Genomic DNA, 25,014 nt, shown 5'->3' with positions numbered 1-25,014 from the left:
AATGAGTCAGCAACACCAACAAATTTGCCAACCTGTTGCCGCGCAATTACGTGCCTCAATGTGGTTGGCAACCTTCGCACAAGGCTTAAAAATCGGGATTTGGCTTTTGATGATCCACATTGTGTTCACCGTCAGCCAATCTCTTACGTTTCCTTATTGGCAGATTTTTGCGCTGCTTGCCATTTCCATTTTGTATTACACCTGCAAAATTAAAGCGCACGACAAATCTCATTATGCGGCCTTTGAATTGGAAAAAATGCTACGCCAACAGCTTGCGAAAAAAATCAGCCAATTATCGTTAGGCAAAGTCAATGAAATCGGTTCAGGCGGTTTAACCAAAGTGCTGTGCGATGACGTAAACGAATTGCACACCTTTGTTGCCGATGCGCCCCCTCTTAAAGCGGAGGCTTATTCCACACCGATTTTCGTGTTGGCGGCATTGTTTTGGTTAAATTGGCAAATGGCATTGGCTGTGGTGATTTTCCTTGTCGTGTTGTTTATGATTCTGCAACGTTTAATGCAAAAAAGTCGGTTGAATTATCGTGATTACGGTGCTGCTGTGAGCCGAATCAATAGCGCGATTATTGAATATATTCAAGGCATGAGCACGATTCGTACCTTTGATGCGGGACAAAGTTCGTACAGCCGTTTTAGCACCGCATTGGAAAATTTTAATCAGGTCATCTTCGCTTTTTTAGCCAAAGTGGGCGCCCCAACACGTCTTGCCCGTTCGCTCTTTACGCCAATGCCGATCATGTTGTTTTTGATCGTGTTGGGCGTGTATTTACACTCGCTTGCGCTGCTTTCCACCTTTGGCTTTTTTGCTTTTTTAGTGTTAGCCGCCGGGTTAATTGAAACCATACATCCTTACATGGGGCTGTTTCATTTGTTGGAACGCTCCCGTGCTGCCATTGAACGCATTAACGAAATAAAAATGTTGGAAAATGCCACCGCACTTTTGCCGTTACAAACGCCGAAGGGGTATGCGGTTCAATTTGAACAGGTCAAATTCAGCTATGATGCCGATAAAGCAACACTGAAAAATATCGACTTCAGCGTACCGCAAAATAGTTTTACCGCCATTATTGGCACTTCAGGCTCCGGCAAAACCACCTTACTCAATTTGCTGTTGCGCTTTTGGGATGTCGATAGCGGAAAAATCACCTTAGGTGGTGCAGATATTCGTCATATGGAACAGGATCAACTGATGAAGTATTGCTCGGTCGTGTTTCAGGATAATTTCTTATTTTCTTGCTCTATTGCCGAAAACATCGCTTACGGCATAGAAAATGTGACGGAAGAAGCCATTATCAATGCCGCCAAACAAGCCCGTATTCACGACTTTATTATGACCTTGCCGGAGCAATATCAAACAAAAGTGGGGGAACGCGGACAATTATTGTCAGGCGGACAAAAACAACGTATCAGTATAGCCCGCGCCTTTTTACAAAATCGCCCGATTTTATTGCTAGACGAACCTACGGCTTTTTCCGATGCAAAAAACGAGGCAGATTTAATGCAGGCATTTCATGCGCTGATGCAAAATAAAACAGTGATCATGGTGGCGCATCGCCTGTCTAGCATTACCCAAGCCGATCAAATTATTTATTTAGAGAACGGCAAAATCATTGCTCAAGGCAATCACCAAGTCTTGTTGCAAACCAATGTCGCCTATCAAACCCTTTGGGCGGAATATCAACAGGCAAAATCTTGGACGATACATTAGAGAATGTTATGCAATCTTACTTTAATCCCGAAACTCAACGCGTAAAAAGCCTGTGGCAAACTTATCACGCCTTATTTGCCGCCGCCCAACAGCAACAAAGCGCATTCTTACGCTGTCTCGCTTTTGCAGCACTGTCTGCAACCTTATTCGGCGTGGCTATCGGCTTGCTGTATCCGCTGCTTTTGGCATTAGAACAAACCGAGGCAGGGCAAAGTGCGGTCATTTTTTGGAGTGTTTTATGTGGCGTGCTTTTAATCGTCAGCCTCCTTTTCCGCATTTGGGCGGAATATTATGACACCAAAGGCGATTCATTTTTGGCGACATATCAATTAAGACGTCAACTGGGCGAAAAACTTCGCCGAGTATCTCTTGCTGTCCTCAGTGGATTTCGTGCAGGCGAACTCAGTGCCGTTGCCATCCAGAGTATTAATGAAGCGACGAATTACGCTTTCAGTTTAATCAGTATTCTAATTTACGGCATCGTAACACCAGTGTCTGCCGCCCTTTGTCTTTGTTTCTTTGATTACCGCTTTGGGCTGCTGATCTTCATTATTTTTCCGCTTATCGTGCCACTGTATTTATGGCGAAGAAAAGCTTTCCGTCGTGGATTTAGTATTTTGGCAGAAGCTAATCAGCGACTTAAAGGCGAAACTATTGAGTTTGTGCAAGGCTTGGAAATTCTGAAATCAACAGGGCAGACAGAAAACAAACAACATATTTTCAACCGTGTGATTGAAGATGTGGCAAACATTCAACGCATCGGCACAAAAAAAGGCGAACGTCCGAATTTGATTATTACCTCAAGCATTCAATTCAGCCTGATTGCGGTATTAATTGTTGGCACATTTTGGGTGATTTCCGGTAGCGCTCATTGGGTATTGTTAGCCACAGTGCTGATTTTAATTGCGCGAATTTCAGATGTATTGAACTTCTTTGTGCAAATGTCTTCACTCTTAGAAATTTTTGTGATTAGCTGTGAAAAATTTGAAAAACTGATGGCATTGCCTGAATTGGCGGAAAATCATGGCAGCAGATTACCCACAGATTATCGTATTCGCTATGAGCATGTCCGCTTTGGTTATAATGCTGAAAAAACCATCCTAAACGACATTAATCTGGACATAAAACCTAACAGCCTCAATGCTTTTGTGGGCACCAGCGGTTGTGGTAAAACAACATTACTTCGCTTGTTGTTGCGTTATGCTGATCCGCAATCAGGGAGAATTACGATCGGCGGTATTGATATTCGGGATGTTAGCCAAGAACAGCTCATGCGCTTAATTTCTGTGGTGTTTCAAGACGTGTATTTATTCCAAGACAGTGTATTAAATAACATCCGAATGGCAAAACCCAATGCCACCGATGAAGAGGTGATTCACGCCTGTAAACTTGCCCAATGCCACGATTTTATTCAGGTATTACCACAAGGGTATCAAACGCAAGTTAATGAAATTGGGAGTAATTTTTCTGGTGGTGAAAAGCAACGACTTGCGATTGCCCGAGCGATTTTAAAAGATGCGCCGATTCTCATTTTAGATGAACCGACAGCATCGCTGGATACCCGCAATGAGCTGGCAGTACAAAAAGCGTTGGATCAGCTGGTTAAAGACAAAACCGTGTTGATTATCGCTCACCGACTTTCCACCATTGTGGGCGCTCATTGCATTTATGTGTTGGAAAACGGCAGCATTGCCGAACAAGGCACACATCAAACACTCTTAGAACAAAAAGGACGTTATGCAGCGTTTTGGCAATGCCAACAAGGCAACATCACTCACTAAACAGAATTGGGCAATCCTTGCCACGACCGCCGGCTTTAAATTCTGCGTAGTGGCGTTTTATATGATTGGCCTCATCACCATGTTAAAAGAGATGGGGTTCGATCTTAAACAGCTTAGTTGGTTCTATTTGCTCGGTGGGATGGAAATGGCGAAATTCATCGTTTCGCCGTTAATTGAACGCTATCGTCTTAAGCGTATCGGGCAATTTCGCGGCTGGCTATGCCTTTCCTCGATAATCATTTTTATTGCCTTATTCATGTTGCATTTTATCCAACCGCAACGGGATTTTACACTGCTTATGGTGGCGTGTGTGCTATTGAACCTAAGCAGTCTATTTTTCGGTTGCGCAACGCTAGGATTAACCTGTGCCATCCTGCCTTTTGAGCAACGTGGCTTTGGCGGTGTCATTCAGGTGATCGCAGGACGCGTGGGTAAAATGCTTGGTGGCGGTTTGGTGTTACTGATTTATCATCATTACGGCTGGCAAAGTGCGGTGGATTTAATCAGTGTTTTTGCACTACTATTGATTCTGCAAATCAGCCTATATTCCGAACCGACAGTTGCTGCTGAACCGCAAAATCCGCCATTGCGTTTTTTATTCACACGCTTTTTCTACTTTTGGCAACAACCGCACATTTCATTTCGGTGGTTGATTTTATTGTTATTTGTGTTTATTCCCAGCGGCATGGTGGTCAGCAGTTTTATTCCGCGTCTAAATGCCTTGGGCTGGAGCAGCCAACACATTGGGCTATTACTTTCCGTATTCGAACCCCTTTGTGCTATCGCCTTTGCGCCGCTAAGTGGTCTATTACTCAAAAAATATTCTCGGGTTTCTGTCACCCAATGGGTATTATTTAGCCAAATTTTTGCCTTCTGCTTATTTATTTTATTTGAATATGTCGGCACGGATTTTCCTTATCTTATCGCCGTACCAATCTTATTATTAAGTATGACTTACGCATTGCTTGTGCCATGTTTGCTCGCCATGATTATGGACAAATCCACTCAAACTTACGCTACGCTCGACAGCGCATTGCAATTCTCCGTTGCCCTCTTCGGTGCCTACCTAGCAGGCTTTGTCTCCCTCCGCCTCGCGCATGCCTTTGGCTATCTCACAGTTTACCTCGTCGCCACCGTTATTGCTGTTGGAATATGGCGATTTTTTGGATGCCGAAAAGAAGCATTCTGAACTTCAGAATAGATTCCACGCCCTACGGCAGACAAAATACGCATAAAAAAATCTGCACCTTACACAGCTTGACTCAGCGTCAATGTGTAAGGTGCAGATCAAAGTGCGGTCGGTTTATCGCACGTTTTTTACTTAGACATCATACGTGGTGGATGCGGTGTTGCCGCCGCGACCTGTCCAGTTGGTGTGGAAGAATTCGCCACGTGGTTTGTCGGTGCGTTCGTAAGTGTGCGCGCCGAAGTAGTCACGCTGCGCTTGCAACAGATTTGCCGGCAAGCGAGCGGAAGTGTAACCGTCTAAGAAGGTAATCGCAGACGCCATACATGGCATTGGAATACCCACTTGAATGGATCTTGCCACCACTTTGCGCCATTCGCCCATGGCGTCTTCTAAAATGCCTTTGAAGTAGCTGTCGGAACCTAAGAAGATTAAATCCTGGTTCGCTTCGTACGCATCGCGGATGTTGCCTAAGAAACGGCTGCGAATAATACAGCCTTCGCGCCATAATAAGGCGGTGTTGCCGTAGTTGATGTTCCAGTTGAAGTTTTCAGACGCTTCACGAATCAACATAAAGCCTTGTGCGTAAGAAATGATTTTTGACGCCAACAGAGCTTTGCGCACCGCTTCAATCCATTCTTTTTTATCGCCTTCCACTTTGCCTACAGTTTTACCGAATAATTGGCTTGCGGCAACGCGTTGATCTTTAAAAGCAGATACGCAACGTGCGAATACGGACTCAGTGATTAAGGTTAACGGAATACCAAAATCAAGAGCATTGATCCCCGTCCATTTGCCGGTGCCTTTTTGTCCTGCGGTGTCTAAAATTTTATCCACTAAGCGGTTGCCATCTTCATCTTTATAGCCAAGAATATCGGCAGTGATGTCGATCAAGTAGCTGTCTAATTCGGTGTTACGCCATGCTTTGAAGGTGGCTTCCAACTCATCATCAGACAAGCCCACGCCCTCTTTTAAGAATTGGTAGGCTTCGCAAATTAATTGCATATCTCCATATTCAATGCCGTTATGCACCATTTTCACGAAATGGCCTGCGCCATCTTTGCCCACCCAATCACAGCACGCTTCGCCTTTGTCGGTTTTGGCGGAAATCGCTTGTAATACCGGTTTTACGAATGGCCATGCTTCTTCGTTACCGCCTGGCATGATGGATGGCCCGTGGCGTGCGCCCTCTTCACCACCGGAAACGCCGGTGCCGATAAAGCGAATGCCTTTTTCACGCAACGCCGCCACACGACGGTTAGTGTCCGGATAGTTTGAGTTACCGCCATCAATAATGATGTCGCCTTCTTCTAAGTGCGGTAGTAATGCATCAATGAATTGATCCACCACCTCACCCGCGCGCACCATTAACATCACTTTGCGTGGTTTTTCTAATTTAGAAGCTAAATCTTCTAAAGAGTATGCACCGATAATATTGGTGCCTTTTGCCGCCCCTTGTAAAAATTCATCCACTTTGGATGTGGTACGGTTATACGCCACCACTTTAAACCCGTGGTCGTTCATATTTAAAATGAGGTTTTGCCCCATCACGGCTAAGCCGATAACACCGATGTCGCCTTTTACTGACATTGTTTTCTCCTGTTCTTAATTAGTTATGCTGATTGCATTGTTTAAATTTTTAGTAGATAGGGCTCAAATCCTAACTGCCACTCTGCTATTTAATTAATATTTAGAAAATACATCTATATCATCGGAAACCAAACCAATGAGATTATCTCCCTCAGAAACAACCGTATCAAATTTATCTAAATATAATTTTTTATTTAATAACGGATGATCTTCATCTAATAGGTATTGTATATATCCTCTTTCAGCCTGATCCAAAGCATACTCTAAACAATCTTTTCTTACTTTAATTTCAGCGAACACGAACATTTTCTTACCTTGTGGAGTATCCTCCAATCCTTCTACCAATTTCAATGAGTTACTATGTTGTTTAAAACGCTCACGGATATTTTGAGATTGTCCTACGTAAAGAGCCTCCTCCTCCCCCGATTTAGTTTGGCGATAAAAAATATAAATACCCGCTACGTTAGGAATGGTTTTAAAATCAAAATTTTTAAAAGTTTGACGAAGAGTTCCAGAGGAACCAAGTTCAATAGGTTCATGCCAATGTAATTTAATTTGCATTTCTTATCCTTAAAATTAATTATATTTATTCTGTAATGGCACACGCTATGAAGCGTGCGCTATCAGTGGTTTTGCCTCATCATGGCTAAGCCGATAACACCAATCTCACCTTTTACTGACATAGTTTTCTCCTGTATTTATATTAATTTATTGTCTTTGACTTTAAGATTTTTCTAAGTTCTTTTAAGGCAATCACTGAATACTCTGTTCTGCTAGATGGATGAACAGTTCTATAACATAAAATATCCTCATCGTAATTACCTGAAAAATAAAACTGTTCTAAATATTTTTTATCTAAGCCAGACACCGCACTTTTACCCGATGGCTTTAAACCATCTTTAAAATAATCCCTTCTAGCAATGATTGCTTGGTTATCAAGTCCAGATGCAAATATGATGATATTAGGTTGTAAAATTTCAATTTGGGCTTTTAATAAAGATTCTGATATTTTCTTTATATTGGCAAATACTGATTTAGTATCTATTTTACTAGGGTTCGATTTTTTATAAGACACACAGAATATATTCGCCCATAAAATACTTGCATTAGGGTTTTCTTGAGATACTTTTCTAAAGAAATTAAAGAAACATTTTCCTTTTTTATTTACTGAGTCAGACCTTTCTAAATTGCGAATAACCCAAGATTTACTCAAACTCATTAATTGATAAACTGAGCTCTGATCATATTTTTCTAGATCCTTTCGCTTCTCTCCCCAACCTCTAGTTTCTCTCCCTACAATTAAAATTCGATGTTTTTTCTGTTTAAAGCCATCAGGCACAAATCCTAAATGAATTTTTGATAAATTAGAGTTACTTAATAAAGCATCAATTATTTCTTGATTTTCTTTAAAAATATCTTGGTATCTTTTCACCAATAGCATCTCAATATCAAGATTTTTTGCCGATGCTTTATCCAAATACCATTCCGTCACGCCTTTTCCCCCACGATGGCGCACGTTTCCCAACGTGTGCCTTGATCTACAAACACACGCTATGAAGCGTGCGCTATCAGTGAGTTGCTATCAAACCGATTACTTTTTGTTAATGAAATAATGTAATTTAATATTTTTTCTGCTTGCAGCTTTTTCTAGATCCGCTTTATCGCTTTCACTGTCGCCCATCATATAGACAACGACATTTTTACCGACTTGCGTTACATGTTCGAATGCATAAAGTGCAGTGGCTTTATTAATCATTTGACTATTCCCTGCCACACCAATATTGGCATTATCAATAGATAAAGCCTGCATCATGCTTGACGTTGATGGAGAACCTGATGTTTTAATCATTCCTACCACCATCGAATCCGAAAGTGGATTACTGGATGCAGGAATTTGCAACACAAAAGTGCGGTCATTTTTCGGCATTTTCATCATAAGCTCATCAACATTGATCCCTGAAGAACAAGCAATGAGCATGGCTGCTAAAGCAATCATTAAAAGTTTTTTCATCTTTTATCTCCATTAAAGAGGTATTTGTAAAATTATTGCCCCCAATGATGGCGCGCGTCTCCCGACGCGTGCCTTACAAATTTAATAAGTTATCAGCACGCGTCAGGAGACGCGCGCTATCAAAGCGATCATTTTTCTAAGTGTTTTTTACACCTAAAACAAAATCAGCAGCCATTTGAGAATGCAATTTAGCCGTGTCGAAAAACGGCAATGGCGAGTCGCTTTGATTAATCAACAATCCGATTTCCGTACACCCTAAAATTACTCCTTCTGCCCCCTGATTTTTCAATTCATCAATGATTTTTAAATAAAATGCTTTTGATGTTGGTAAAAATTTACCCACACAAAGCTCATCAAAAATAATTCGATGGATTTCGTTTTGAGTTTCATCACTTGGCACAATCGGCATAATGCCTCTCTGCTGTAAACCGTCGCGATAAAAATTATCGCTCATAGTAAATTTTGTACCGAGCAAAGCCACTTTATTTAATCCTCGCGATTTAATAGCATCTGCTGTAGCATCTAAAATATGCAAAAACGGAATTGAGATAGCTTGTTCAATTTGTGGTGCAACTTTATGCATAGTATTGGTGGCAAGCACAATACCTTCTGCACCTATCATCTCTAATTTTTTTCCTGCTTCAGCGAGAATCTCTCCTGCTCGTTGCCATTCACTTTGTTTCTGGCATTGCACAATTTCTTCAAATTCCACACTCACCATGACAATAGGCGCAGAAATATTCCCACCTTTTTTCTGATTCACTAAACGATTGATCTCAGTGTAATAAGTTGCCGTACTTTCCGGGCTCATTCCACCGATAATACCTAATATTTTCATATTGCCCCCTCACGATAGAGTACGTTTCCCAACGTATGCCTTTATCTACAAGCACAGGCTATGAAGCGTGCGCTATCAGTAATCCATCTTCTTGCTACGCAAAAGTGCGGTCGAAATATGCGTTAAATTTTATCCTATTTCTCATGCTTATCTTGTGACACACTGTTTTCTTGTATTTGTTGCAATGAAAATTGGCGTTTTCCCACAATCTCTTCCACCCTATGATAGCGCACGTTTCCCAACGTGTGCCTTTATCTATAAGCACAGGCTATGAAGCGCACACTATCAGAAATCTATCTTCTTGCTACGCAAAAGTGCGGTCATTTTTCAATTATTTTTTATTTACGCTGGCGCGCGTCTCCCGACGCGTGCCTTACAAATTTAATAAGTTATCAGCACGCGTCAGGAGACGCGCGCTATCTAAGGGTATAAGAAGCTTGTTTCAGATATCCTATAGCAAAACTTCTTTTAAATTTCTCTAATTAAAGAGCTACCTTGCTCTAACGTATCTAGCCACTGCCATTTTTCATGACCGATGAGTTTACTTTCTTCTAAAGAAAATGTTGTATAGCAACGCCCCAAACGATTTTCTAGAGATTGATTTAAATGTTGATACGTAAATTCAATTTGAGTATCGTCAACCCATTTCCCAATTAAAAAGCCTTTTAAAATTTCACCGCCACCATATTCGGCCCAAATCATTTTACCTTGTTGATGGTAATGAAATTCTGTTTGGCTACTCACCTCACCATTTACGGTGTTTTCAACAGCAACAAATTTTTTATTATCTAAATTCAACATTAAAGTCACTCTGCATCTAATTCATCTGTATCTTATTTTTGCATAATGTAATGCATTTCTACATTTTTCGCTTTTGCGGCTTTTTCTAGATCTGCTTTATCACTTTGACTATCTCCAACAAGGTATAAAGATACATCTTTGCCGACCTTTTCTGCATTATTTAGTCCATACATAGCAACTGCTTTATTCACAGATTGACTGTTCCCTGCAATTCCGATGTGTAAATTATCTGTAGCTAAAAGAGATACGAGTCGTTTTCCTGAAGTACCACCTGCGGTTCTAATCGTTGCTACAAGCATTCCATTTGAAACTGGGTTTCCTGCTTCTGGAACTTGAAGCATTACTGAGCGATTATCTTTTGGCATTTGTGCCGCTAACTGATCTAAAGATGAACCAGATGAACAAGCAAATAACAAAGTTGAAGTAAGTAGCACAAACAATTTTTTCATTTTTGTCTCCATACCATTCTAATAAATTAACTCTTCGTCCATGCACTCATGTGCTGCGTAAACCCAATATGCGGATAGTAATCCACCGCTTGCGGAGCAGATAAAAGTACAATTTTGGCTTGTGGATGTAACGCCTGTTTGGTGTGTTCGATTAACTGCACGCCGATACCTTGTTTTTGATATTGTTCGTCAACCGCCAAATCAGACAAATAACAGCAATAGGCAAAATCCGTCACCGAACGGGCGACACCCACCAATCGCTCACCATCCCAAGCTGTCACTAACAAATCGGCATGATGTAACATCGCCGCCACACGTTTTTTATCTTCTAATGGACGACGGGCGCCTAACGAGGTTTTATTAAGCAGTTCAGTAAATTGTTCTACTGAAATGGGAGAGTTGGTTTTGTATTCGATCATATTGTGAAACCCGCTATGTTTGATATGCCATCCGTTATAGCAATTTTGCCGCCGCTTTATCCAAATACCATTCCGTCACACCATTTTTCGCCTGAATTTTAGCTGCCGGATAAGGCAAGTTTTCCGCCGGTGTGATTTGAATTTCTTTGAGGATTTCCGCTTTACCTTCGCCTGTTACCAAATAGGTAATACGTTTGGCTTGTTCAATTAATTTGGCGGTTTTTGAAATGCGGATCTGTCCGCTTTCAGGATGTTTGGCGATCACCGCAAGGTTTTCATCCGCAAAATCAGTTTGATGCGGGAACAAGGAAGCGGTATGCCCATCTGTGCCCATGCCGAGGATAATCCAATCAAAAACGCCGTTAGGAATGACCGTACTTAATTCTTCTTCAAAGCGTTTAAGCTCTAAGTGCGGTTCATTTTCGCCACGAATTCGGTGAATATTCTCAACAGGGATTTGAATGTGATCGAATAAGAGTTTTTGCACTTCACCATAGTTGCTTTCAGGATCGGATGGACTCACCATGCGATCATCGCCCCACCAGAAATGGAGATTCTTCCAGTTAATGGCATCTGCATAAGGCGCTTGTGCCAAGGTTTTAAACAATAATTTCGGTGTAGAACCACCGGACAAGGAAATGTGTACAGGGTGATTTGCTTGACTATAAATCACAAATTCTTGGGCGATTTTTTCCACCGCGTGTTGAGCAGTAGGGAAAGTAATATAGTTCATTATTTTTCCGTAGGGTGGGCTTTAGCCCACCATTTTATTATGTTAGAGATTAGGAACGGTGGGCTGAAGCCCACCCTACATGAGATTGACTAAATTAAACTTTTTTCTTCATCAAACCACTCGGTTTGCGCCACACTTTGCCTTCTTTGGCAATTAGTTTATCTGCGGCTATCGGGCCCCAACTGCCGGCTTCGTAGTCATACACGCGACCGCCTTGAGCTTTGTAATCCAAAATCGGTTGAACGAATTTCCAAGCAGCGTGTACGGCATCGGTACGGGCAAATAAGGTCGCATCGCCTTTCATGGCATCAAGCAATAAACGCTCGTATGCGGTCATCACAGTCGCGCCCTCTAAATCTGCATAGCGGAAATCCATGGACACTTCTTTTGCCTCAAAACCGGCGCCCGGTTTTTTCAAGCCGAAACGCATGGAAATGGCTTCATCCGGCTGAATACGGATAATCAATTTATTTTCCGGTGCATTTTGGCTGAACACCGGGTGCGGTGTGGTTTTGAAGTGAATCACGATTTCGGTGACACGCGCCGGTAAACGCTTGCCGGTACGCACATAAAACGGCACGCCTGCCCAACGCCAGTTTTCAATTTCACAACGCAATGCCATGTAGGTTTCTGTGCGGGAATCTGCCGGCACGCCTTTTTCTTCCAAATAGCTTTTCACCATTTTGCCGTTAATTTCCGCGGCAGTGTATTGACCAAGCACCAAATGATGCTCCATGTCTTCATGAGTTAAAGGACGTAAGCAGTGCAACACTTTCGCCACTTCATCACGCATAGAATCCGCATTGATAATCGCCGGTGGCTCCATTGCCACCATCGCCAATACTTGCAGTAAATGGTTTTGGAACATATCACGCATTGCACCGGAACCGTCGTAATAACCACCGCGGTCTTCTACGCCAATGGATTCGGCACCGGTGATTTCCACGTATTCAATAAAGTTACGGTTCCAAAGCGGCTCAAACCAACCATTAGAAAAACGCAACACAAGCAGGTTTTGTACGGTTTCTTTCCCAAGATAATGGTCGATACGATAGATTTGGTGTTCCTCAAAGAAGCGATGAATTTGAACGTCCAAGGCTTCGGCGGTTTTACGGTCATAACCGAATGGTTTTTCCACAATGAGACGTTTCCAACCTTGTGTTTCTTTGTTTAATCCATGCTCGGCCAAACATTCAGGAATCACGCCGTATAAGCTTGGCGGTGTGGATAAATAATATAAGGTGTTGCCGTTAGTTTTATAGTTTTCATGCAAGGCATCAAGGCGTGGAATCAGTTTGGCATAATCCGCTTTGTCTGCTGTGTTGACGGCTTGGTAATACAAATGACCACAAAATTTGGCTAAACACTCACTTTCCCCGCCTTCGTGTTCGATCAGCGTTTGATACATTTTTTGGCGGAAAGATTCATCGTTTAATTCGGTGCGCGCCACACCCAACACGGAGAAATTATCGCCAAGTCGATCAATTTTATAGAGGTCATACAACGCCGGAATCAGTTTACGATAAGTTAAATCTCCGGATGCACCGAAGATAACGATACAACAATTTTCTGCTTTCATTTAGTTACCACATTAATGTTACGATTTAATAAATGCCCGTATAATAAGGAAAATCATCGGATATTTCTAATCACTCTGATAAATCGGAGTGAAAGATATTACCCCATGAAAAATTTCGCGTTACGCCCATGAAAAAGTCCGGATTGACGAAAGATTCCCGTTGATTGTAAGTCAGCGGTTGATAATTTAAGTCAAAAACCACTCCGCCCATTTCTGCCAGCAAAATTTCTGCGGCAGCGGTATCCCATTCGCCGGTGCGCCCTAAGCGAATATAGCAATCACAGATCCCCTCGGCGACCAAGGTGCTTTTTAAGCCGCTGGAACCGTAAATATGGAATGCATAGTCAAAATTCGCACTTAAAATCGACCGCACTTTTTCCGCTGCAGTCGCAGAACCAACGGCAATGCGCAAAGGTCGGTCTGAAGCAATATGACGAAACGCCAATTTACAGGGTTTTCCCTCTTGCAGCTTATAGGCGCCAAATCCTTTCATGGCGTAATAGGTGTAGCCCAATATCGGTGCATGAATCACGCCCAACACCGGTTGATGATTTTTCACTAAGCTAATGAGCACGGAAAATTGATCGGTGCGATTAATAAATTGTTGCGTGCCATCAAGAGGGTCAATTAACCAATAGGACGCCCACGCCTGCCGCTCCGCAAGGGGAATATTGCAATTCTCTTCTGACAAAATGGGAATGTGGGGTGTAAGTGCGGTCAGTTTTCCTGTTAAAAATTGGCTGGCAAACAAATCCGCTTCCGTCACCGGTGTGTTGTCCGCTTTGATTTGAACAGACACCGAATGTTGATAAAAACGACGTAAATGCTCGCCCGCCTGCTGGGCGATATGAATCACATCCTGTAATAAATGCGTTGTGAGAATTGGCATAGTCTTCCCTCCTATGTTCTCAATCCAAGTCGCAATTTATCTCGTTTTCGGTAACAACAAAGGCAACACGAGAACCGAATACAGTGCCATACCAAAGCTGAGCAAAAATGCCATATCAATGCCACCGCCATGCAACCACACACCAAAGGTCATAGCAGGTTGAGTTAGCGTCATATAAATAAAACTCGCAATGTTTCCATAACAAAAGGCAATAGTCAGAGAAATTAACACGATCGCCACCACGTTATAACGCGTGTAACGATAAATCTTTGCCCATAATGCAATCAACAGCGCCGGCACGGTTGCCACGATAAATGTGGCTAAGAAACTAAATAGCACGACATCCGCTGTGGTGAATAATTCATCAGTGTTGTCATCAACGTAAATGCTCACGAGCGTGCCAATAATTTGAGCAAGTAAAGGAAATAAAACGAGTGGTTTTAGGTATGGAAATTTAGACGGCATAAGAATTCCTAAGTAAAAAAATAGGCTATCAAAAGACAGCCTATTGTAGAGTAATTTTAGCGATTACGCAGATTTTTTTGCACGTAATACACGCAAGGTGAAAATGGTCACACCGGCGATAAATACGACTAAACCAAGCACTTCACCAATCGTACCCCAGTTTTCCAAATTCAAGGCCAATGGTGCTTCAGATCCACCTGAGGTAACGGAGGCGGCAATAATAAAGGCTAACACAACGCCCATTAAGCTTTCGCCCACAATCAAGCCCGCAGCGAACAAGGTACCGAAACGCTCTGCTCGTTTATTCACATCTTTATCACCACTACGCGCTGCATATTTGGTGATGTGGCGATTAATTAACCACGCCAAGAATGCCCCAATTACAACCGGCATATTGATAGAAGGTGGTAAGTAGATACCAATCCCCACCGCCAATACCGGTAACGCAAAGGCTTTGTTACTCACTTTTTTCAAGAAGCTGTCAATAATAATCAACACTGCACCAAGACCCACACCGGTTAAGATGTAAGTCCACTCTAATTTATTAGAGAAAATCCCTTGTGAAATGGTGGTCATTATCGTTGCTTGCGGTGCAGATAACGCTTGCGATGGATCCATATCTGGACGCGGTAATGCGCCGGTGAAGCCGTAAGCGTGATAAAGGATTTCCAATACCGGAGCAATCACTAATGCACCCACGAAACAACCGATAATTAACGCCACCTGTTGACGCCAAGGCGTCGCTTCGACCAATAAACCGGTTTTTAAATCTTGCAGGTTATCGTTAGAAATGGTCGCCGTGGTTAACACAATAGACGCAGTAAACAAGGTAAGTGCGGTCAAGAATTTCTGTCCATCGACGGTTTCAAATAAACCGGAAGCATTACCGATAGAAACCAATACCAAAGAAATCACGATCACGGAGATAATCCCGATACCGGAAATCGGACTGGAGGAAGAACCCACAAGCCCCGCCATGTAACCGGAGGCTGCCGCCACGAAGAAACCGATAAACACCGCTAAGAAGGTACAAACCACCACTAATAATAAGGCTAATTCCGGGGAAATCGGCGCGGTCGCGATAAAGTGATGTAATGAGATCACAATTAATGCCACAGTCGCAATAAGAATATAAATCATGGTTTTTGGTGAAAGGTCGATATCAATACGGTGATCCGACGCTTCTTGCGCGCCTTTCAACATACGGAAAGAATGTACCATACCTTGCACCATTGGTTTCATCAGAATCAATAACGTCCAAATCGCCGCAATCCCGATTGTTCCCACACCGATAAAACGTACTTTGGTTTTCCACATGCTCATGGCATAACCTACGATAGTAGCATCAGTTGGCATATCACCGGACATGGTAAAGAACGGTACCGCTAAGCCCCAAGCAAAGAAGGTACCCAACAATATCGCAATACCGCCCACGATACCGATTAAGTAACCGGCACCTAATAAGGCTAAAGAAAAGCCCATCGGAATTTGGAAAATCGCTTTGCCGCCTGGGCCGGTAAACCACGCGCTGGCACCATCTGCCATCAAACGCAAACCGTTGGTTAAGAAAGCCACGACGCTGGCAAAAATACCGCCATAAGCAATATCTTTCACACCACTGTCTGCATCAGAATTGTTACCAGCTTTTAAAATTTCTGCTGCTGCAACGCCTTCCGGATAAGGTAAATCGCTGTTTACCACCATCGCGCGACGTAATGGAATCGTGAACAACACGCCCAATGTACCACCCGCAGCACAAATCAACATGGTTTGCCAGAACGGGAAGTCTTGCCAGTAGCCCATCATCAACAAGCCTGGCAACACGAAAATTACAGAAGAAAGCGTACCCGCAGAAGACGCTTGGGTTTGCACCATGTTGTTTTCCAAGATACTGGAATCCTTAAAGAATTTCAGTACCGCCATGGAAATAACTGCCGCCGGAATCGACGACGCAAACGTCATCCCCACTTTCAGACCCAAATAAACGTTAGATGCGGTAAACAACACCGTAATCAACGCCCCAAGGAACATGCCTCGGAAGGTCAACTCTTTTAAGTTTGTAGATTGCATATCATTACCTATTTTTTTAATAAAAACATTGACACCTTGACAAAAAAGCGGCGAACAATCAAGTTTCATTCAATTTATTTTGCTTAAATTGAATTTTATTTAAATATCAGCCATATTTTTAAACTATTTATAATCCCATAACCTATTCAATAGTAAAACTGTCCTCTACCCAACATCGCTATAATCTTAAATCCATCTGATTTAGTCTCAATTATAAAAAATAGCGAGTCTCATCAAGTTATTTATTCTTTATATCCTATATAGTTCGCCGAACCTATTCCATTTAGGTAAATAACCACTACATTTTGTATCATCCACTGAATGATGAAGTTCTATGAGGCTAAAAAATGAATGCATTAATTGAATTACTCGCGAAAATTGTTGCCCCGATGCAACGCCAATTTATTAACTTTATACGGATCGCCATTTGTATCGTTATGGTATGGATTGGTGGGTTAAAAGTATGTCAATATGAAGCAGATGGTATTGCCCATTTTGTCTCAAACAGTCCATTTTTAAGTTTCCTCTATAAAAACGGACCGAATTTAGTGCAAAACGATAAAGGCGAATTAGTAAAAGAATACACCCTTTATAAAAATCCCGAAGGCAAAATGGTGGCGAAAAATATTGAATGGCACAAAGCTAACGGGACTTACACCGCATCTTATATTATCGGTGCAATCATTGTGACCATCGGCTTATTAACGTTAGCCGGAATCTGGTCTCCGACTTTCGGGCTACTCGGCGGTTTGCTGACGTTCGGTATGTCCATTGTCACTCTGTCGTTCCTCATCTTCACGCCGGAAACGTGGGTGCCTAATTTAGGGGGCGATTTGCCTACACCAAATTACGGCTTTCCATATTTATCCGGTGCGGGACGTTTGGTTATTAAAGATATTATTATGATGGCTGGGGGATTAGTTGCCGCTGCCGAATGTGCGAATCGCTACTTAAAATATAAAGCATCCGTCTAATTGAAACACCGATACGAAGCTTATCACTCTGTGATAGGCTTCTTTATTTGTTAATCAGGAGAAAAGTAGAACATGGACTATTTAGATCAGCTTGTCCGACAGTCAGGCATTGAGGGAGAAATCAATATACTCTGTCGCTTTCAAGGTGACTGGCTAATCCATCATAAACAGGAACCGAATTTAATCGGCAGATTTCATATTGTGTCACGAGGGGAATGCCAAATTCGGCTGAAAGACCAAACCTGCAGGCTCAAACCGGGCGATGTCATTTTTCTGCCCTACGGAGAAGAGCACGTTATTTATCAGGGCACCGACACAGAAACACAAATTACTAAAACTACACAAGGTATTTTTACATTACATCGCAATAGCTCAAGCGAATCTGCTGATTTTGAAATGTTTTGCGGTTATTTCCGTTATTTAAACGTTGCGCAAAGTTTACTGTTTAATCTGCCGCAGTGGCACCTTGCCGGAAATAACGATTCCATCATGGCCTTACTGAAATTGCTACGCAAAGAAACAGAGGATAACCTCGGCAATGAAGTTGTCGTCAATGCGTTATGCAACATTCTTTTCACTTATTTAATCAGAGATTACCTTCAACACCATCAGGTCAATCAAGGCATCTTCGGCGCATTACAGGACAAGCGTTTAAGAAATGCCGTGAATGCCATCATAGCCAATCCGAAAGAAAGCTGGAGCATGGAGAGCTTAGCAGAAAGTTGCGCCATGTCGCGCGCCAATTTTATTCGTGCATTTAAACAAAAAACGGGCATTTTACCCGGTAAATTTCTCACTATAATGCGAATGAATATGGCAGGAATGTTACTAAAAAACACACAAAAACCGATTAACGTAATTGCATCGGAAGTGGGCTACCAATCAGACACCCACTTTACCAAAGTGTTTAAATCTTATTACGGCATTTCTCCGGGGAAATACCGATAAATACCAATTTATGGATTAACACAGGCTTTCCGTTGTAAATAATCCCGAAGCAAATAAAGTGCGGTCAGATTTTTCGCTTCATTGAACTCAGGGTCATACAACAATTCATTAATGTTTGCCAACGGCACGCGTACCACTTGCAACGGTTCCGGCTCGTCGCCTTCCAGTTTGCTCGGATAAAAATTCTGTGCCAATAAAATGTGCATAGGATTATTCATGAAGCCAACGGATGAATTAATCGTGCGCAAATGCACCCAAGATGTTGCGCCTAAACCAATTTCTTCTTGCAACTCCCGATTGGCGCTCTGTTCCGGCGTTTCGCCCGCATCCATTCTGCCTTTCACAAACCCCAATTCATAGCGCTCTGTTCCCATGGCATATTCACGCACTAACAACATCTCCTCGCCATCGATCGCCACCACCATCACCGAGGCATATTTGCCGGGGCGAAAACGTTCATAAGTGCGGTGCGTTCCGTTGGCGAATTTCAAATCCACCGATTGAATTTCAAATATCGTTGATTTTGCTACAGTTTTTATATTGAGAATAGTCGGTTTTTGTAACATTGTTCTCTTCTTCCCTTGTTTTACAAACCACTGAAATAGCGATACCATACCCCACTATTTTTACAAAGAAAAGGGACCACAACAGGGATGGTACAACAAAAATTTGACTGGCAAGCAATCGACACCGTGATTCTGGATTTAGACGGCACGCTAATCGATCTGTATTTCGATCATCGTTTCTGGAAAAAGGTGGTGCCGCAGGCGTATGCCAACAAATTCAAGCTTTCTGTGGAACAAAGTCGCGAACTGATCCATCGCCGTTATCAGCAGGTGGAATTCAGTATGCAATGGTATTGCATTGATTTTTGGGCGAAAAATTTAGATTTACCGTTGCGCGAATTGTTACAACAACAGCGCGATTACATCAAAGTGCGGTCGGATGTTTATCCGTTTTTACAAGCCGCCCGTGAACGCCGCAAGAAATTAATTTTGCTCACCGACAGCCATCCGTTCAGTTTGGCAGAAAAATTAAAACACTGCGATTTAGCACCGCACTTTGATTTGTTGCTTTCCAGCCATCAGTTTAATGCGCCAAAAGTGGAACAGTCTTTGTGGCAACGTTTGCAACAATTCACGCCATTCGATCCGAGCCGAACCCTTTTTATCGACGACACAGAACCGGTGTTAGATAGCGCTAAAAAATTTGGCATCGCCTACACCATCGGCGTGGAAAATCCGGACAGTACATTGGCGGACAAATCCTTCGAGCGTCATTTCTCCATCAAAAACTACCGCACTTTACTGTAAGGAAGCGGCAACATGGCAAAACATTCTCAACTAGAAGAAGAAAAAGAAGCAGTACGTTTGGACAAATGGCTGTGGGCAGCGCGTTTTTACAAAACTCGCACACTCGCCAAAGAGATGATTGACGGAGGCAAAGTCCATTACAACGGGCAACGCAGCAAACCGAATAAAATCGTAGAAGTGGGCGCCACCTTAAAATTACGCCAAGGCAGTGACGAAAAGGAAATCGTTGTGTTGGCACTTTCCACCCAACGACGAGGCGCGCCGGAAGCGCAACTGCTTTACCGCGAAACGGAACAAAGCCTTGCCAATCGAGAAAAACTTGTCATGGCGCGCAAAATGAATGCGTTGTCCATGCCGCACCCTGATCGCCGCCCGGACAAAAAAGAACGTCGCGATTTACTTAAATTCAAGCATCAAAACCAAGCATAAGCGCCACCTTGTAATCGAGGGAAACGCCCTTATATTTGGCGAACAACATTCAATTAGGAATAAAAGATGACCACTTATACTCAAGACAACGACCAACTTTATCGTTACTTGTTCAAAGACCGCGCAGTACGTGGCGAATGGGTACGCTTAAATCAAACGTTCAACGACACCTTAAACACCCACCATTACCCGCAAGCCGTGCGCAATTTATTAGGCGAAATGATGGTTGCCACCAGTTTGCTGACCGCCACCTTAAAATTTAACGGCGATATCACCGTGCAAATTCAAGGCGATGGCCCGTTAAAACTGGCGTTAGTCAACGGCAACGATCAGCAACAAATCCGTGCCCTTGCCCGTTTGCAAGGTGAGATTGATAACAACATGAGCCTGCACCAAATGATCGGTAAAGGCGTGTTAGTAATCACCATTGCGCCAAAAGAAGGCGAACGTTATCAAGGTATCGTACCACTGGACAAACCCACCATCAGCGAATGTTTGGAAGACTATTTCGTCCGTTCCGAACAACTTCAAACACAACTGATTATCCGCAGTGGTGAATATGACGGCAAACCGGTCACCGCCGGCGTGTTATTGCAAATCGTCCCGGATGGTTCAGGTTCACCGGACGATTTCGAGCATTTAGCCACCTTAACCGCCACCATTAAAGACGAAGAGATTTTTGGTTTAAGCGCAGAAGAATTGTTGTACCGGTTATACCACGAAGAAACCGTTGAACTCTTCGCACCGCAATCGGTGACCTTCCACTGTGGCTGTTCGCAAGAACGTTCAGGCGCGGCCTTGTTGTTAATTTCGGAAGAGGAAATCGACCATATCCTCGCTGAACACCAAGGCACCATCGATATGCAATGCGAATGCTGTGGCACGCATTATTTCTTCAATAAAGAAACGATTGAGAAATTAAAAGCATCAAGCCACTAACAAAAAAATCCCGCAAATCAGTTTGCGGGATTTTTTATGTTTCACCTTATGTTACGGCAATAAGCTTTCTAATTGCCACAATTCGTTTAACGCCTCGCGGCGACGGATGAGATATGCTTTATCGCTATCCACCATGACTTCCGCCGTTCTTGGGCGAGAGTTATAGTTGGAAGACATACTTGCGCCGTAGGCACCGGCAGATCGTTGGGCTAAATAATCCCCTTCCGCAATGGCAAGTTTGCGTTGTTTGCCGAGGAAATCGGAGGTTTCGCAAATCGGGCCGACCACATCATAGATTTTTTCTTCACGCGCTAAAGTGCGGTCGATTTCTAGAATGTTCATGTAAGCTTGATACAACGCCGGGCGAATCATGTCGTTCATGCCGGCATCCACAATGGCAAAATTACGGCTTTCGTTGGATTTTAAATACTCTACTTTGGTTACCAAAATCCCAGCGTTTGCAGTAATGGCGCGTCCGGGTTCGACGATGATTTCCAGTTCACTAAAGGCACTCAATTTTTCCCACAACGCTTTGGCATATTCTGTCGGATGTGGCGGCGTTTCGTCCGTATAAGTCACACCCAAGCCGCCGCCTAAGTCTAAGTGTTTTAAATGAATGCCATCTTGTTTTAATTGTTCCATGAGTACAATTAAGCGATCTACCGCATCTAAAAACGGTTGTAATTCCGTGAGTTGTGAGCCGATGTGACAATCCATGCCGACGATTTTAATATTTGATAAAGTGGCTGCTAATTTATAGACTTCTCGAGCCTGTTCTACACTCACGCCGAATTTATTTTCTTTCAAACCTGTGGAGATATAAGGGTGGGTATGAGCATCCACATCCGGATTTACGCGCAATGAAATTGGGGCAATTTTGCCCATTTTGCCGGCGACCTGATTAATGCGCAATAATTCTGCTTCCGACTCCACGTTGAAACAACGAATATTGACTTCTAAGGCACGGGCGATTTCTTGGTGAGATTTTGCTACGCCGGAAAAGACCACTTTGGCCGCGTCACCGCCGGCGGCAAGGACGCGTTCCAATTCCCCTTGGGATACAATGTCAAAGCCTGATCCTAATTTTGCCATTACGTTTAAAATCGCAATGTTCGGGTTGGATTTCACCGCAAAACACACTAAGTGCGGATGCTCGCCGAAAGCGTTATTAAATGCGCGCCAATGGCGTTCAAGGGTGGCTTTAGAGTAAACATACAACGGCGTACCAAATTGTTCGGCCAATTGTTTGACCGGCAGATTTTCCGCCATGAGTTTATTGTTTTTATATTGGAAAAAGTCCATAAGATCGCCTATAAAAAGTTATTTCGTTGTTTGCTGAGTGCTATCTTGTTCCGGAAAATATAATGGGCCTTTAACACCGCAACTGCTACTTAGCGCACATAATGTTAAGATTAAAAATACGGAAATCAGTTTTTTCATTGGTTGTTCCTTGTGCTCAAATTAGACTGTTCTTTTTACCACTAAATCCAGCTTTGTGCTATCACAACGCACAGAAAATCTTTATAATTTCCGCCCTACTTTCATTTATTGGAGTGATTTTATGAATATCGTTGAGTTTCATCAGAAAATTGAGCAAATTTGGGATGAAATTGAAGAGCAACTGGAAGCGCAAGATTGTGATGCCGATTGTGAACGCCAAGGCTCCGTGTTCACGATTACGCTTGGTGATCGCAGCCAAATTGTGATCAACAAACAAGAACCATTGTTGGAATTATGGTTGGCGAGCCATAATGGCGGTTTTCATTTTGCCTATAAAAATGAACGTTGGGTCAGCAACGACGGCTTGGATTTTTGGCAAGCCCTAACCGAAGCGCTTGCTAAACATGGTGAGCAGGTGCAGCTCGGTTAATGAATAGCCTTACCCCATCCGAATCTACGAAAAGTGCGGTGGATTTTCTCGATAAATCGTCGGCAAAATCCACCGCACTTTATGCGACGGCAAAGAATGTGTTGCATTCGGTGTTCGGCTATCAATCTTTCCGCAAAGGGCAAGAGGAAATTATCCAGGCGGCGCTGAATGGTCAAGACTGCTTGATCATTATGGCGACAGGCACGGGAAAATCGTTGTGCTACCAAATTCCAGCATTGTGTTTTGATGGGATGACCCTGGTGGTGTCGCCGTTGATTTCTTTGATGAAAGACCAAGTGGATCAACTGCGCGCCAGCGGCGTAGAAGCGGATTATTTAAATTCTTCACAAACCTTTGAAGAGCAACAACAGGTGCAAAATAGGGCGATTTCCGGGCAGTTAAAATTGTTGTATTTGTCCCCGGAAAAAGTCATGACCAACAGCTTTTTCCAATTTATTTCTTTATGTCAGGTGAGCTTTATCGCCATTGATGAGGCGCACTGCATTTCCCAATGGGGGCACGATTTTCGCCCTGAATATACCCAACTTGGTGGCTTAAAAGGCAGTTTCCCGAACGTGCCGATTATGGCGCTGACAGCCACGGCAGACCCCACAACGCAACAAGATATTCTGCAAAATCTCCGGCTAAATCGACCGCACTTTCATGTGGGCAGTTTCGATCGTCCGAATATTCGTTACACCTTGGTGGAAAAATTTAAGCCGATGGAACAGCTTTGCCGCTTCGTGGTGGCACAAAAAGGCAAAAGTGGCATTGTTTATTGCAACAGCCGCAACAAAGTGGAGCGCATTGCGGAGACCTTGTGTAATAAAGGTGTGCGGGCCGCGGGGTATCATGCGGGCATGGAAAATAGCTTACGGAAAAAGGTACAACGGGATTTTCAGCGGGATAACATTCAAGTGGTGGTGGCGACGATCGCCTTCGGCATGGGGATCAATAAATCCAACGTGCGCTTTGTGGCGCATTTCGATTTACCGCGTAGCATTGAATCCTACTATCAAGAAACCGGCCGTGCAGGGCGTGACGATTTGCCGGCTGAGGCGGTGTTGTTTTACGATCCGGCAGATTATGTGTGGTTGAACAAAATGCTCATGGAAAAGCCGGAAACGCCACAACGCCAAATTGAACAGCATAAATTGCAAGCCATCGGCGAATTTGCCGAAAGCCAAACCTGCCGCCGTTTGGTCTTATTGAATTATTTCGGCGAGTATCGCCAAACAGCCTGTCAAAATTGCGATATTTGTCTCGATCCCCCGAAAAAATACGATGGGTTGTTGGACGCACAAAAAATCATGTCGACAATTTATCGTACCGGTCAATGTTATGGTGCGCATTATGTCATTGCCGTCTTGCGTGGCATGAATAATCAGAAAATTCGCGATCAGCAACACGACCAACTTAGTGTGTACGGCATCGGCAAAGAACACAGCACGGAATACTGGCAGTCCGTGTTGCGTCAGCTCATTCATTTGGGCTTGGTGCGTCAAATGATCAGCGAATATGGCAACAGGTTACAGCTCACGGAAAACGCCAAGCCGATTTTGCGGGGGGAACAGCCGTTGGAACTGGCAACACCACGCTTGTCTTCCATTGTGACTACTGCGATGACACAAAAAAGTGCGGTCATTTCTTACGACAAAGATTTATTTGCACGCTTGCGCTTCTTGCGTAAGCAAATTGCCGATAAGGAAAACATTCCCCCGTATATCGTGTTTAACGATGCGACTTTGCAAGAAATGGCGCAGTACCAACCGGTTAGCAATATTGAGATGTTGCAAATTAATGGCGTGGGGAGCATTAAACTGGAACGTTTTGGGCAGCCGTTTATGGCGTTAATTCGTGAACATAAAAATGCCCGAAAAACCGAAGGATAAAACACGTTGTTGTGATGAATTTTGCGCCTTTTTATGTGCGTTATCTCACTTATTTTTAGCTAATGACGCAAAATTTTGCTATAATTCCGCCCAATTTTTTACGAATAAAAAT

At 43.2% G+C, this 25,014-nt stretch carries 26 protein-coding genes; 10 read left to right on the top strand and 16 right to left on the bottom strand.

The window, feature by feature from the left end; genetic code table 11:
* The first annotated feature begins 1 nt into the window (after position 1).
* Genes HMPREF9065_RS05360 through HMPREF9065_RS05370 form a run of 3 tightly spaced genes read left to right on the top strand, consistent with a single transcriptional unit; the run spans position 2 to position 4,696 of the window.
* On the top strand, positions 2-1,726 hold the full coding sequence (locus HMPREF9065_RS05360) for an ABC transporter ATP-binding protein (protein ID WP_021615965.1): 1,725 nt from the start codon (positions 2-4) through the stop codon (positions 1,724-1,726).
* Positions 1,711-3,507 carry an ABC transporter ATP-binding protein gene (locus HMPREF9065_RS05365; RefSeq protein ID WP_232209096.1) on the top strand — a complete coding sequence of 599 codons (1,797 nt, stop codon included), beginning with the start codon at positions 1,711-1,713 and terminating at the stop codon, positions 3,505-3,507. The genes HMPREF9065_RS05360 and HMPREF9065_RS05365 overlap by 16 nt, the downstream gene beginning before the upstream one ends.
* The gene (locus HMPREF9065_RS05370; protein WP_021615963.1) at positions 3,464-4,696 is read left to right on the top strand and encodes an MFS transporter; all 1,233 of its coding nucleotides are present in this window, start codon (positions 3,464-3,466) and stop codon (positions 4,694-4,696) included. The genes HMPREF9065_RS05365 and HMPREF9065_RS05370 overlap by 44 nt, the downstream gene beginning before the upstream one ends.
* 132 nt (positions 4,697-4,828) lie before the next feature.
* Here the strand turns inward: HMPREF9065_RS05370 and gnd are convergent, their stop codons facing one another.
* From gnd to HMPREF9065_RS05435, 13 genes are all read right to left on the bottom strand, one after another.
* The gene (gene gnd / locus HMPREF9065_RS05375) at positions 4,829-6,283 is read right to left on the bottom strand and encodes a decarboxylating NADP(+)-dependent phosphogluconate dehydrogenase (RefSeq protein WP_021615962.1); all 1,455 of its coding nucleotides are present in this window, start codon (positions 6,281-6,283) and stop codon (positions 4,829-4,831) included.
* A gap of 93 nt (positions 6,284-6,376) precedes the next feature.
* Entirely contained in the window at positions 6,377-6,844 is a 468-nt protein-coding gene (locus HMPREF9065_RS05380) for a GIY-YIG nuclease family protein (RefSeq protein ID WP_021615961.1), read from the bottom strand.
* 142 nt (positions 6,845-6,986) lie between these two features.
* Entirely contained in the window at positions 6,987-7,775 is a 789-nt protein-coding gene (locus HMPREF9065_RS05385; RefSeq protein WP_033002497.1) for a hypothetical protein, read from the bottom strand.
* A gap of 99 nt (positions 7,776-7,874) precedes the next feature.
* On the bottom strand, positions 7,875-8,294 hold the full coding sequence (locus tag HMPREF9065_RS05390; RefSeq protein ID WP_021615959.1) for a hypothetical protein: 420 nt from the start codon (positions 8,292-8,294) through the stop codon (positions 7,875-7,877).
* Positions 8,295-8,430: 136 nt separating this feature from the next.
* Positions 8,431-9,132 (bottom strand): aspartate/glutamate racemase family protein, encoded by a 702-nt coding sequence (locus tag HMPREF9065_RS05395; protein ID WP_021615958.1) that lies wholly within the window; start codon positions 9,130-9,132, stop codon positions 8,431-8,433.
* Positions 9,133-9,600: 468 nt separating this feature from the next.
* Entirely contained in the window at positions 9,601-9,933 is a 333-nt protein-coding gene (locus HMPREF9065_RS05400; RefSeq protein WP_005695120.1) for a hypothetical protein, read from the bottom strand.
* Positions 9,934-9,965: 32 nt separating this feature from the next.
* The gene (locus tag HMPREF9065_RS05405) at positions 9,966-10,382 is read right to left on the bottom strand and encodes a hypothetical protein (protein ID WP_033002496.1); all 417 of its coding nucleotides are present in this window, start codon (positions 10,380-10,382) and stop codon (positions 9,966-9,968) included.
* Positions 10,383-10,408: 26 nt separating this feature from the next.
* Entirely contained in the window at positions 10,409-10,801 is a 393-nt protein-coding gene (locus HMPREF9065_RS05410) for a GNAT family N-acetyltransferase (protein ID WP_021615955.1), read from the bottom strand.
* A 34-nt stretch (positions 10,802-10,835) separates the two neighbouring features.
* Entirely contained in the window at positions 10,836-11,534 is a 699-nt protein-coding gene (gene pgl, locus HMPREF9065_RS05415; RefSeq protein ID WP_021615954.1) for a 6-phosphogluconolactonase, read from the bottom strand.
* 94 nt (positions 11,535-11,628) lie between these two features.
* The gene (gene zwf, locus HMPREF9065_RS05420; protein ID WP_021615953.1) at positions 11,629-13,113 is read right to left on the bottom strand and encodes a glucose-6-phosphate dehydrogenase; all 1,485 of its coding nucleotides are present in this window, start codon (positions 13,111-13,113) and stop codon (positions 11,629-11,631) included.
* Positions 13,114-13,183: 70 nt separating this feature from the next.
* The gene (cysQ, locus tag HMPREF9065_RS05425) at positions 13,184-14,002 is read right to left on the bottom strand and encodes a 3'(2'),5'-bisphosphate nucleotidase CysQ (RefSeq protein ID WP_021615952.1); all 819 of its coding nucleotides are present in this window, start codon (positions 14,000-14,002) and stop codon (positions 13,184-13,186) included.
* A gap of 36 nt (positions 14,003-14,038) precedes the next feature.
* Entirely contained in the window at positions 14,039-14,467 is a 429-nt protein-coding gene (locus HMPREF9065_RS05430; protein ID WP_021615951.1) for a hypothetical protein, read from the bottom strand.
* A 63-nt stretch (positions 14,468-14,530) separates the two neighbouring features.
* Positions 14,531-16,537, bottom strand: coding sequence for an OPT family oligopeptide transporter (locus HMPREF9065_RS05435; RefSeq protein WP_033002514.1), 2,007 nt, complete (start codon positions 16,535-16,537; stop codon positions 14,531-14,533).
* A 347-nt stretch (positions 16,538-16,884) separates the two neighbouring features.
* Here HMPREF9065_RS05435 and HMPREF9065_RS05440 point away from each other — a divergent pair, with 347 nt between their 5' ends.
* Both HMPREF9065_RS05440 and HMPREF9065_RS05445 read left to right on the top strand, forming a co-directional pair.
* Entirely contained in the window at positions 16,885-17,511 is a 627-nt protein-coding gene (locus HMPREF9065_RS05440) for a YkgB family protein (RefSeq protein ID WP_005715604.1), read from the top strand.
* A 72-nt stretch (positions 17,512-17,583) separates the two neighbouring features.
* Entirely contained in the window at positions 17,584-18,459 is an 876-nt protein-coding gene (locus HMPREF9065_RS05445; protein WP_021615949.1) for a cupin domain-containing protein, read from the top strand.
* 8 nt (positions 18,460-18,467) lie between these two features.
* Here the strand turns inward: HMPREF9065_RS05445 and nudE are convergent, their stop codons facing one another.
* Positions 18,468-19,073 (bottom strand): ADP compounds hydrolase NudE, encoded by a 606-nt coding sequence (gene nudE, locus HMPREF9065_RS05450; RefSeq protein ID WP_021615948.1) that lies wholly within the window; start codon positions 19,071-19,073, stop codon positions 18,468-18,470.
* A gap of 39 nt (positions 19,074-19,112) precedes the next feature.
* Between nudE and yrfG the strand changes: the two genes are divergently transcribed.
* From yrfG to hslO, 3 genes are all read left to right on the top strand, one after another.
* Positions 19,113-19,772 carry a GMP/IMP nucleotidase gene (gene yrfG / locus HMPREF9065_RS05455; RefSeq protein WP_021615947.1) on the top strand — a complete coding sequence of 220 codons (660 nt, stop codon included), beginning with the start codon at positions 19,113-19,115 and terminating at the stop codon, positions 19,770-19,772.
* 12 nt (positions 19,773-19,784) lie between these two features.
* Positions 19,785-20,201, top strand: a complete 417-nt coding sequence (hslR, locus tag HMPREF9065_RS05460; protein WP_021615946.1) for a ribosome-associated heat shock protein Hsp15 — start codon at positions 19,785-19,787, stop codon at positions 20,199-20,201.
* A 66-nt stretch (positions 20,202-20,267) separates the two neighbouring features.
* Entirely contained in the window at positions 20,268-21,140 is an 873-nt protein-coding gene (gene hslO / locus HMPREF9065_RS05465) for an Hsp33 family molecular chaperone HslO (RefSeq protein WP_021615945.1), read from the top strand.
* A 51-nt stretch (positions 21,141-21,191) separates the two neighbouring features.
* Here hslO and lysA read toward each other — a convergent pair whose 3' ends face one another.
* A complete protein-coding gene (lysA, locus tag HMPREF9065_RS05470) occupies positions 21,192-22,442 on the bottom strand; it encodes a diaminopimelate decarboxylase (protein WP_021615944.1) in 1,251 nt (416 codons plus the stop codon).
* An 18-nt stretch (positions 22,443-22,460) separates the two neighbouring features.
* Positions 22,461-22,580, bottom strand: coding sequence for an LPS translocon maturation chaperone LptM (locus tag HMPREF9065_RS10345; protein WP_021615943.1), 120 nt, complete (start codon positions 22,578-22,580; stop codon positions 22,461-22,463).
* Positions 22,581-22,701: 121 nt separating this feature from the next.
* Here HMPREF9065_RS10345 and cyaY point away from each other — a divergent pair, with 121 nt between their 5' ends.
* Both cyaY and recQ read left to right on the top strand, forming a co-directional pair.
* A complete protein-coding gene (gene cyaY / locus HMPREF9065_RS05475) occupies positions 22,702-23,010 on the top strand; it encodes an iron donor protein CyaY (RefSeq protein ID WP_021615942.1) in 309 nt (102 codons plus the stop codon).
* Positions 23,010-24,902, top strand: a complete 1,893-nt coding sequence (recQ, locus tag HMPREF9065_RS05480) for a DNA helicase RecQ (RefSeq protein ID WP_021615941.1) — start codon at positions 23,010-23,012, stop codon at positions 24,900-24,902. The genes cyaY and recQ overlap by 1 nt, the downstream gene beginning before the upstream one ends.
* Positions 24,903-25,014 lie beyond the last annotated feature (112 nt).

Source organism: Aggregatibacter sp. oral taxon 458 str. W10330 (assembly GCF_000466335.1).
Classification (GTDB): domain Bacteria; phylum Pseudomonadota; class Gammaproteobacteria; order Enterobacterales; family Pasteurellaceae; genus Aggregatibacter.
The sequence above is the reverse complement of the archived record's forward strand: the minus strand, read 5'-3'. Positions and strand labels throughout refer to the sequence as shown.

Bases quoted from the DNA above. Each gene is read 5' to 3' on its own strand.
- HMPREF9065_RS05430 (WP_021615951.1), bottom strand. From the start codon at position 14,467: ATGCCGTCTAAATTTCCATACCTAAAACCACTCGTTTTATTTCCTTTA.
- hslO (WP_021615945.1), top strand. From the start codon at position 20,268: ATGACCACTTATACTCAAGACAACGACCAACTTTATCGTTACTTGTTC.
- HMPREF9065_RS05395 (WP_021615958.1), bottom strand. From the start codon at position 9,132: ATGAAAATATTAGGTATTATCGGTGGAATGAGCCCGGAAAGTACGGCA.
- zwf (WP_021615953.1), bottom strand. From the start codon at position 13,113: ATGAAAGCAGAAAATTGTTGTATCGTTATCTTCGGTGCATCCGGAGAT.
- cysQ (WP_021615952.1), bottom strand. From the start codon at position 14,002: ATGCCAATTCTCACAACGCATTTATTACAGGATGTGATTCATATCGCC.
- cyaY (WP_021615942.1), top strand. From the start codon at position 22,702: ATGAATATCGTTGAGTTTCATCAGAAAATTGAGCAAATTTGGGATGAA.
- HMPREF9065_RS05360 (WP_021615965.1), top strand. From the start codon at position 2: ATGAGTCAGCAACACCAACAAATTTGCCAACCTGTTGCCGCGCAATTA.
- recQ (WP_021615941.1), top strand. From the start codon at position 23,010: ATGAATAGCCTTACCCCATCCGAATCTACGAAAAGTGCGGTGGATTTT.
- HMPREF9065_RS05410 (WP_021615955.1), bottom strand. From the start codon at position 10,801: ATGATCGAATACAAAACCAACTCTCCCATTTCAGTAGAACAATTTACT.
- HMPREF9065_RS05435 (WP_033002514.1), bottom strand. From the start codon at position 16,537: ATGCAATCTACAAACTTAAAAGAGTTGACCTTCCGAGGCATGTTCCTT.
- gnd (WP_021615962.1), bottom strand. From the start codon at position 6,283: ATGTCAGTAAAAGGCGACATCGGTGTTATCGGCTTAGCCGTGATGGGG.
- HMPREF9065_RS05440 (WP_005715604.1), top strand. From the start codon at position 16,885: ATGAATGCATTAATTGAATTACTCGCGAAAATTGTTGCCCCGATGCAA.
- nudE (WP_021615948.1), bottom strand. From the start codon at position 19,073: ATGGTATCGCTATTTCAGTGGTTTGTAAAACAAGGGAAGAAGAGAACA.
- HMPREF9065_RS05400 (WP_005695120.1), bottom strand. From the start codon at position 9,933: ATGTTGAATTTAGATAATAAAAAATTTGTTGCTGTTGAAAACACCGTA.
- HMPREF9065_RS10345 (WP_021615943.1), bottom strand. From the start codon at position 22,580: ATGAAAAAACTGATTTCCGTATTTTTAATCTTAACATTATGTGCGCTA.
- HMPREF9065_RS05405 (WP_033002496.1), bottom strand. From the start codon at position 10,382: ATGAAAAAATTGTTTGTGCTACTTACTTCAACTTTGTTATTTGCTTGT.
- lysA (WP_021615944.1), bottom strand. From the start codon at position 22,442: ATGGACTTTTTCCAATATAAAAACAATAAACTCATGGCGGAAAATCTG.
- pgl (WP_021615954.1), bottom strand. From the start codon at position 11,534: ATGAACTATATTACTTTCCCTACTGCTCAACACGCGGTGGAAAAAATC.
- HMPREF9065_RS05445 (WP_021615949.1), top strand. From the start codon at position 17,584: ATGGACTATTTAGATCAGCTTGTCCGACAGTCAGGCATTGAGGGAGAA.
- hslR (WP_021615946.1), top strand. From the start codon at position 19,785: ATGGCAAAACATTCTCAACTAGAAGAAGAAAAAGAAGCAGTACGTTTG.
- yrfG (WP_021615947.1), top strand. From the start codon at position 19,113: ATGGTACAACAAAAATTTGACTGGCAAGCAATCGACACCGTGATTCTG.
- HMPREF9065_RS05370 (WP_021615963.1), top strand. From the start codon at position 3,464: ATGCAGCGTTTTGGCAATGCCAACAAGGCAACATCACTCACTAAACAG.
- HMPREF9065_RS05390 (WP_021615959.1), bottom strand. From the start codon at position 8,294: ATGAAAAAACTTTTAATGATTGCTTTAGCAGCCATGCTCATTGCTTGT.
- HMPREF9065_RS05380 (WP_021615961.1), bottom strand. From the start codon at position 6,844: ATGCAAATTAAATTACATTGGCATGAACCTATTGAACTTGGTTCCTCT.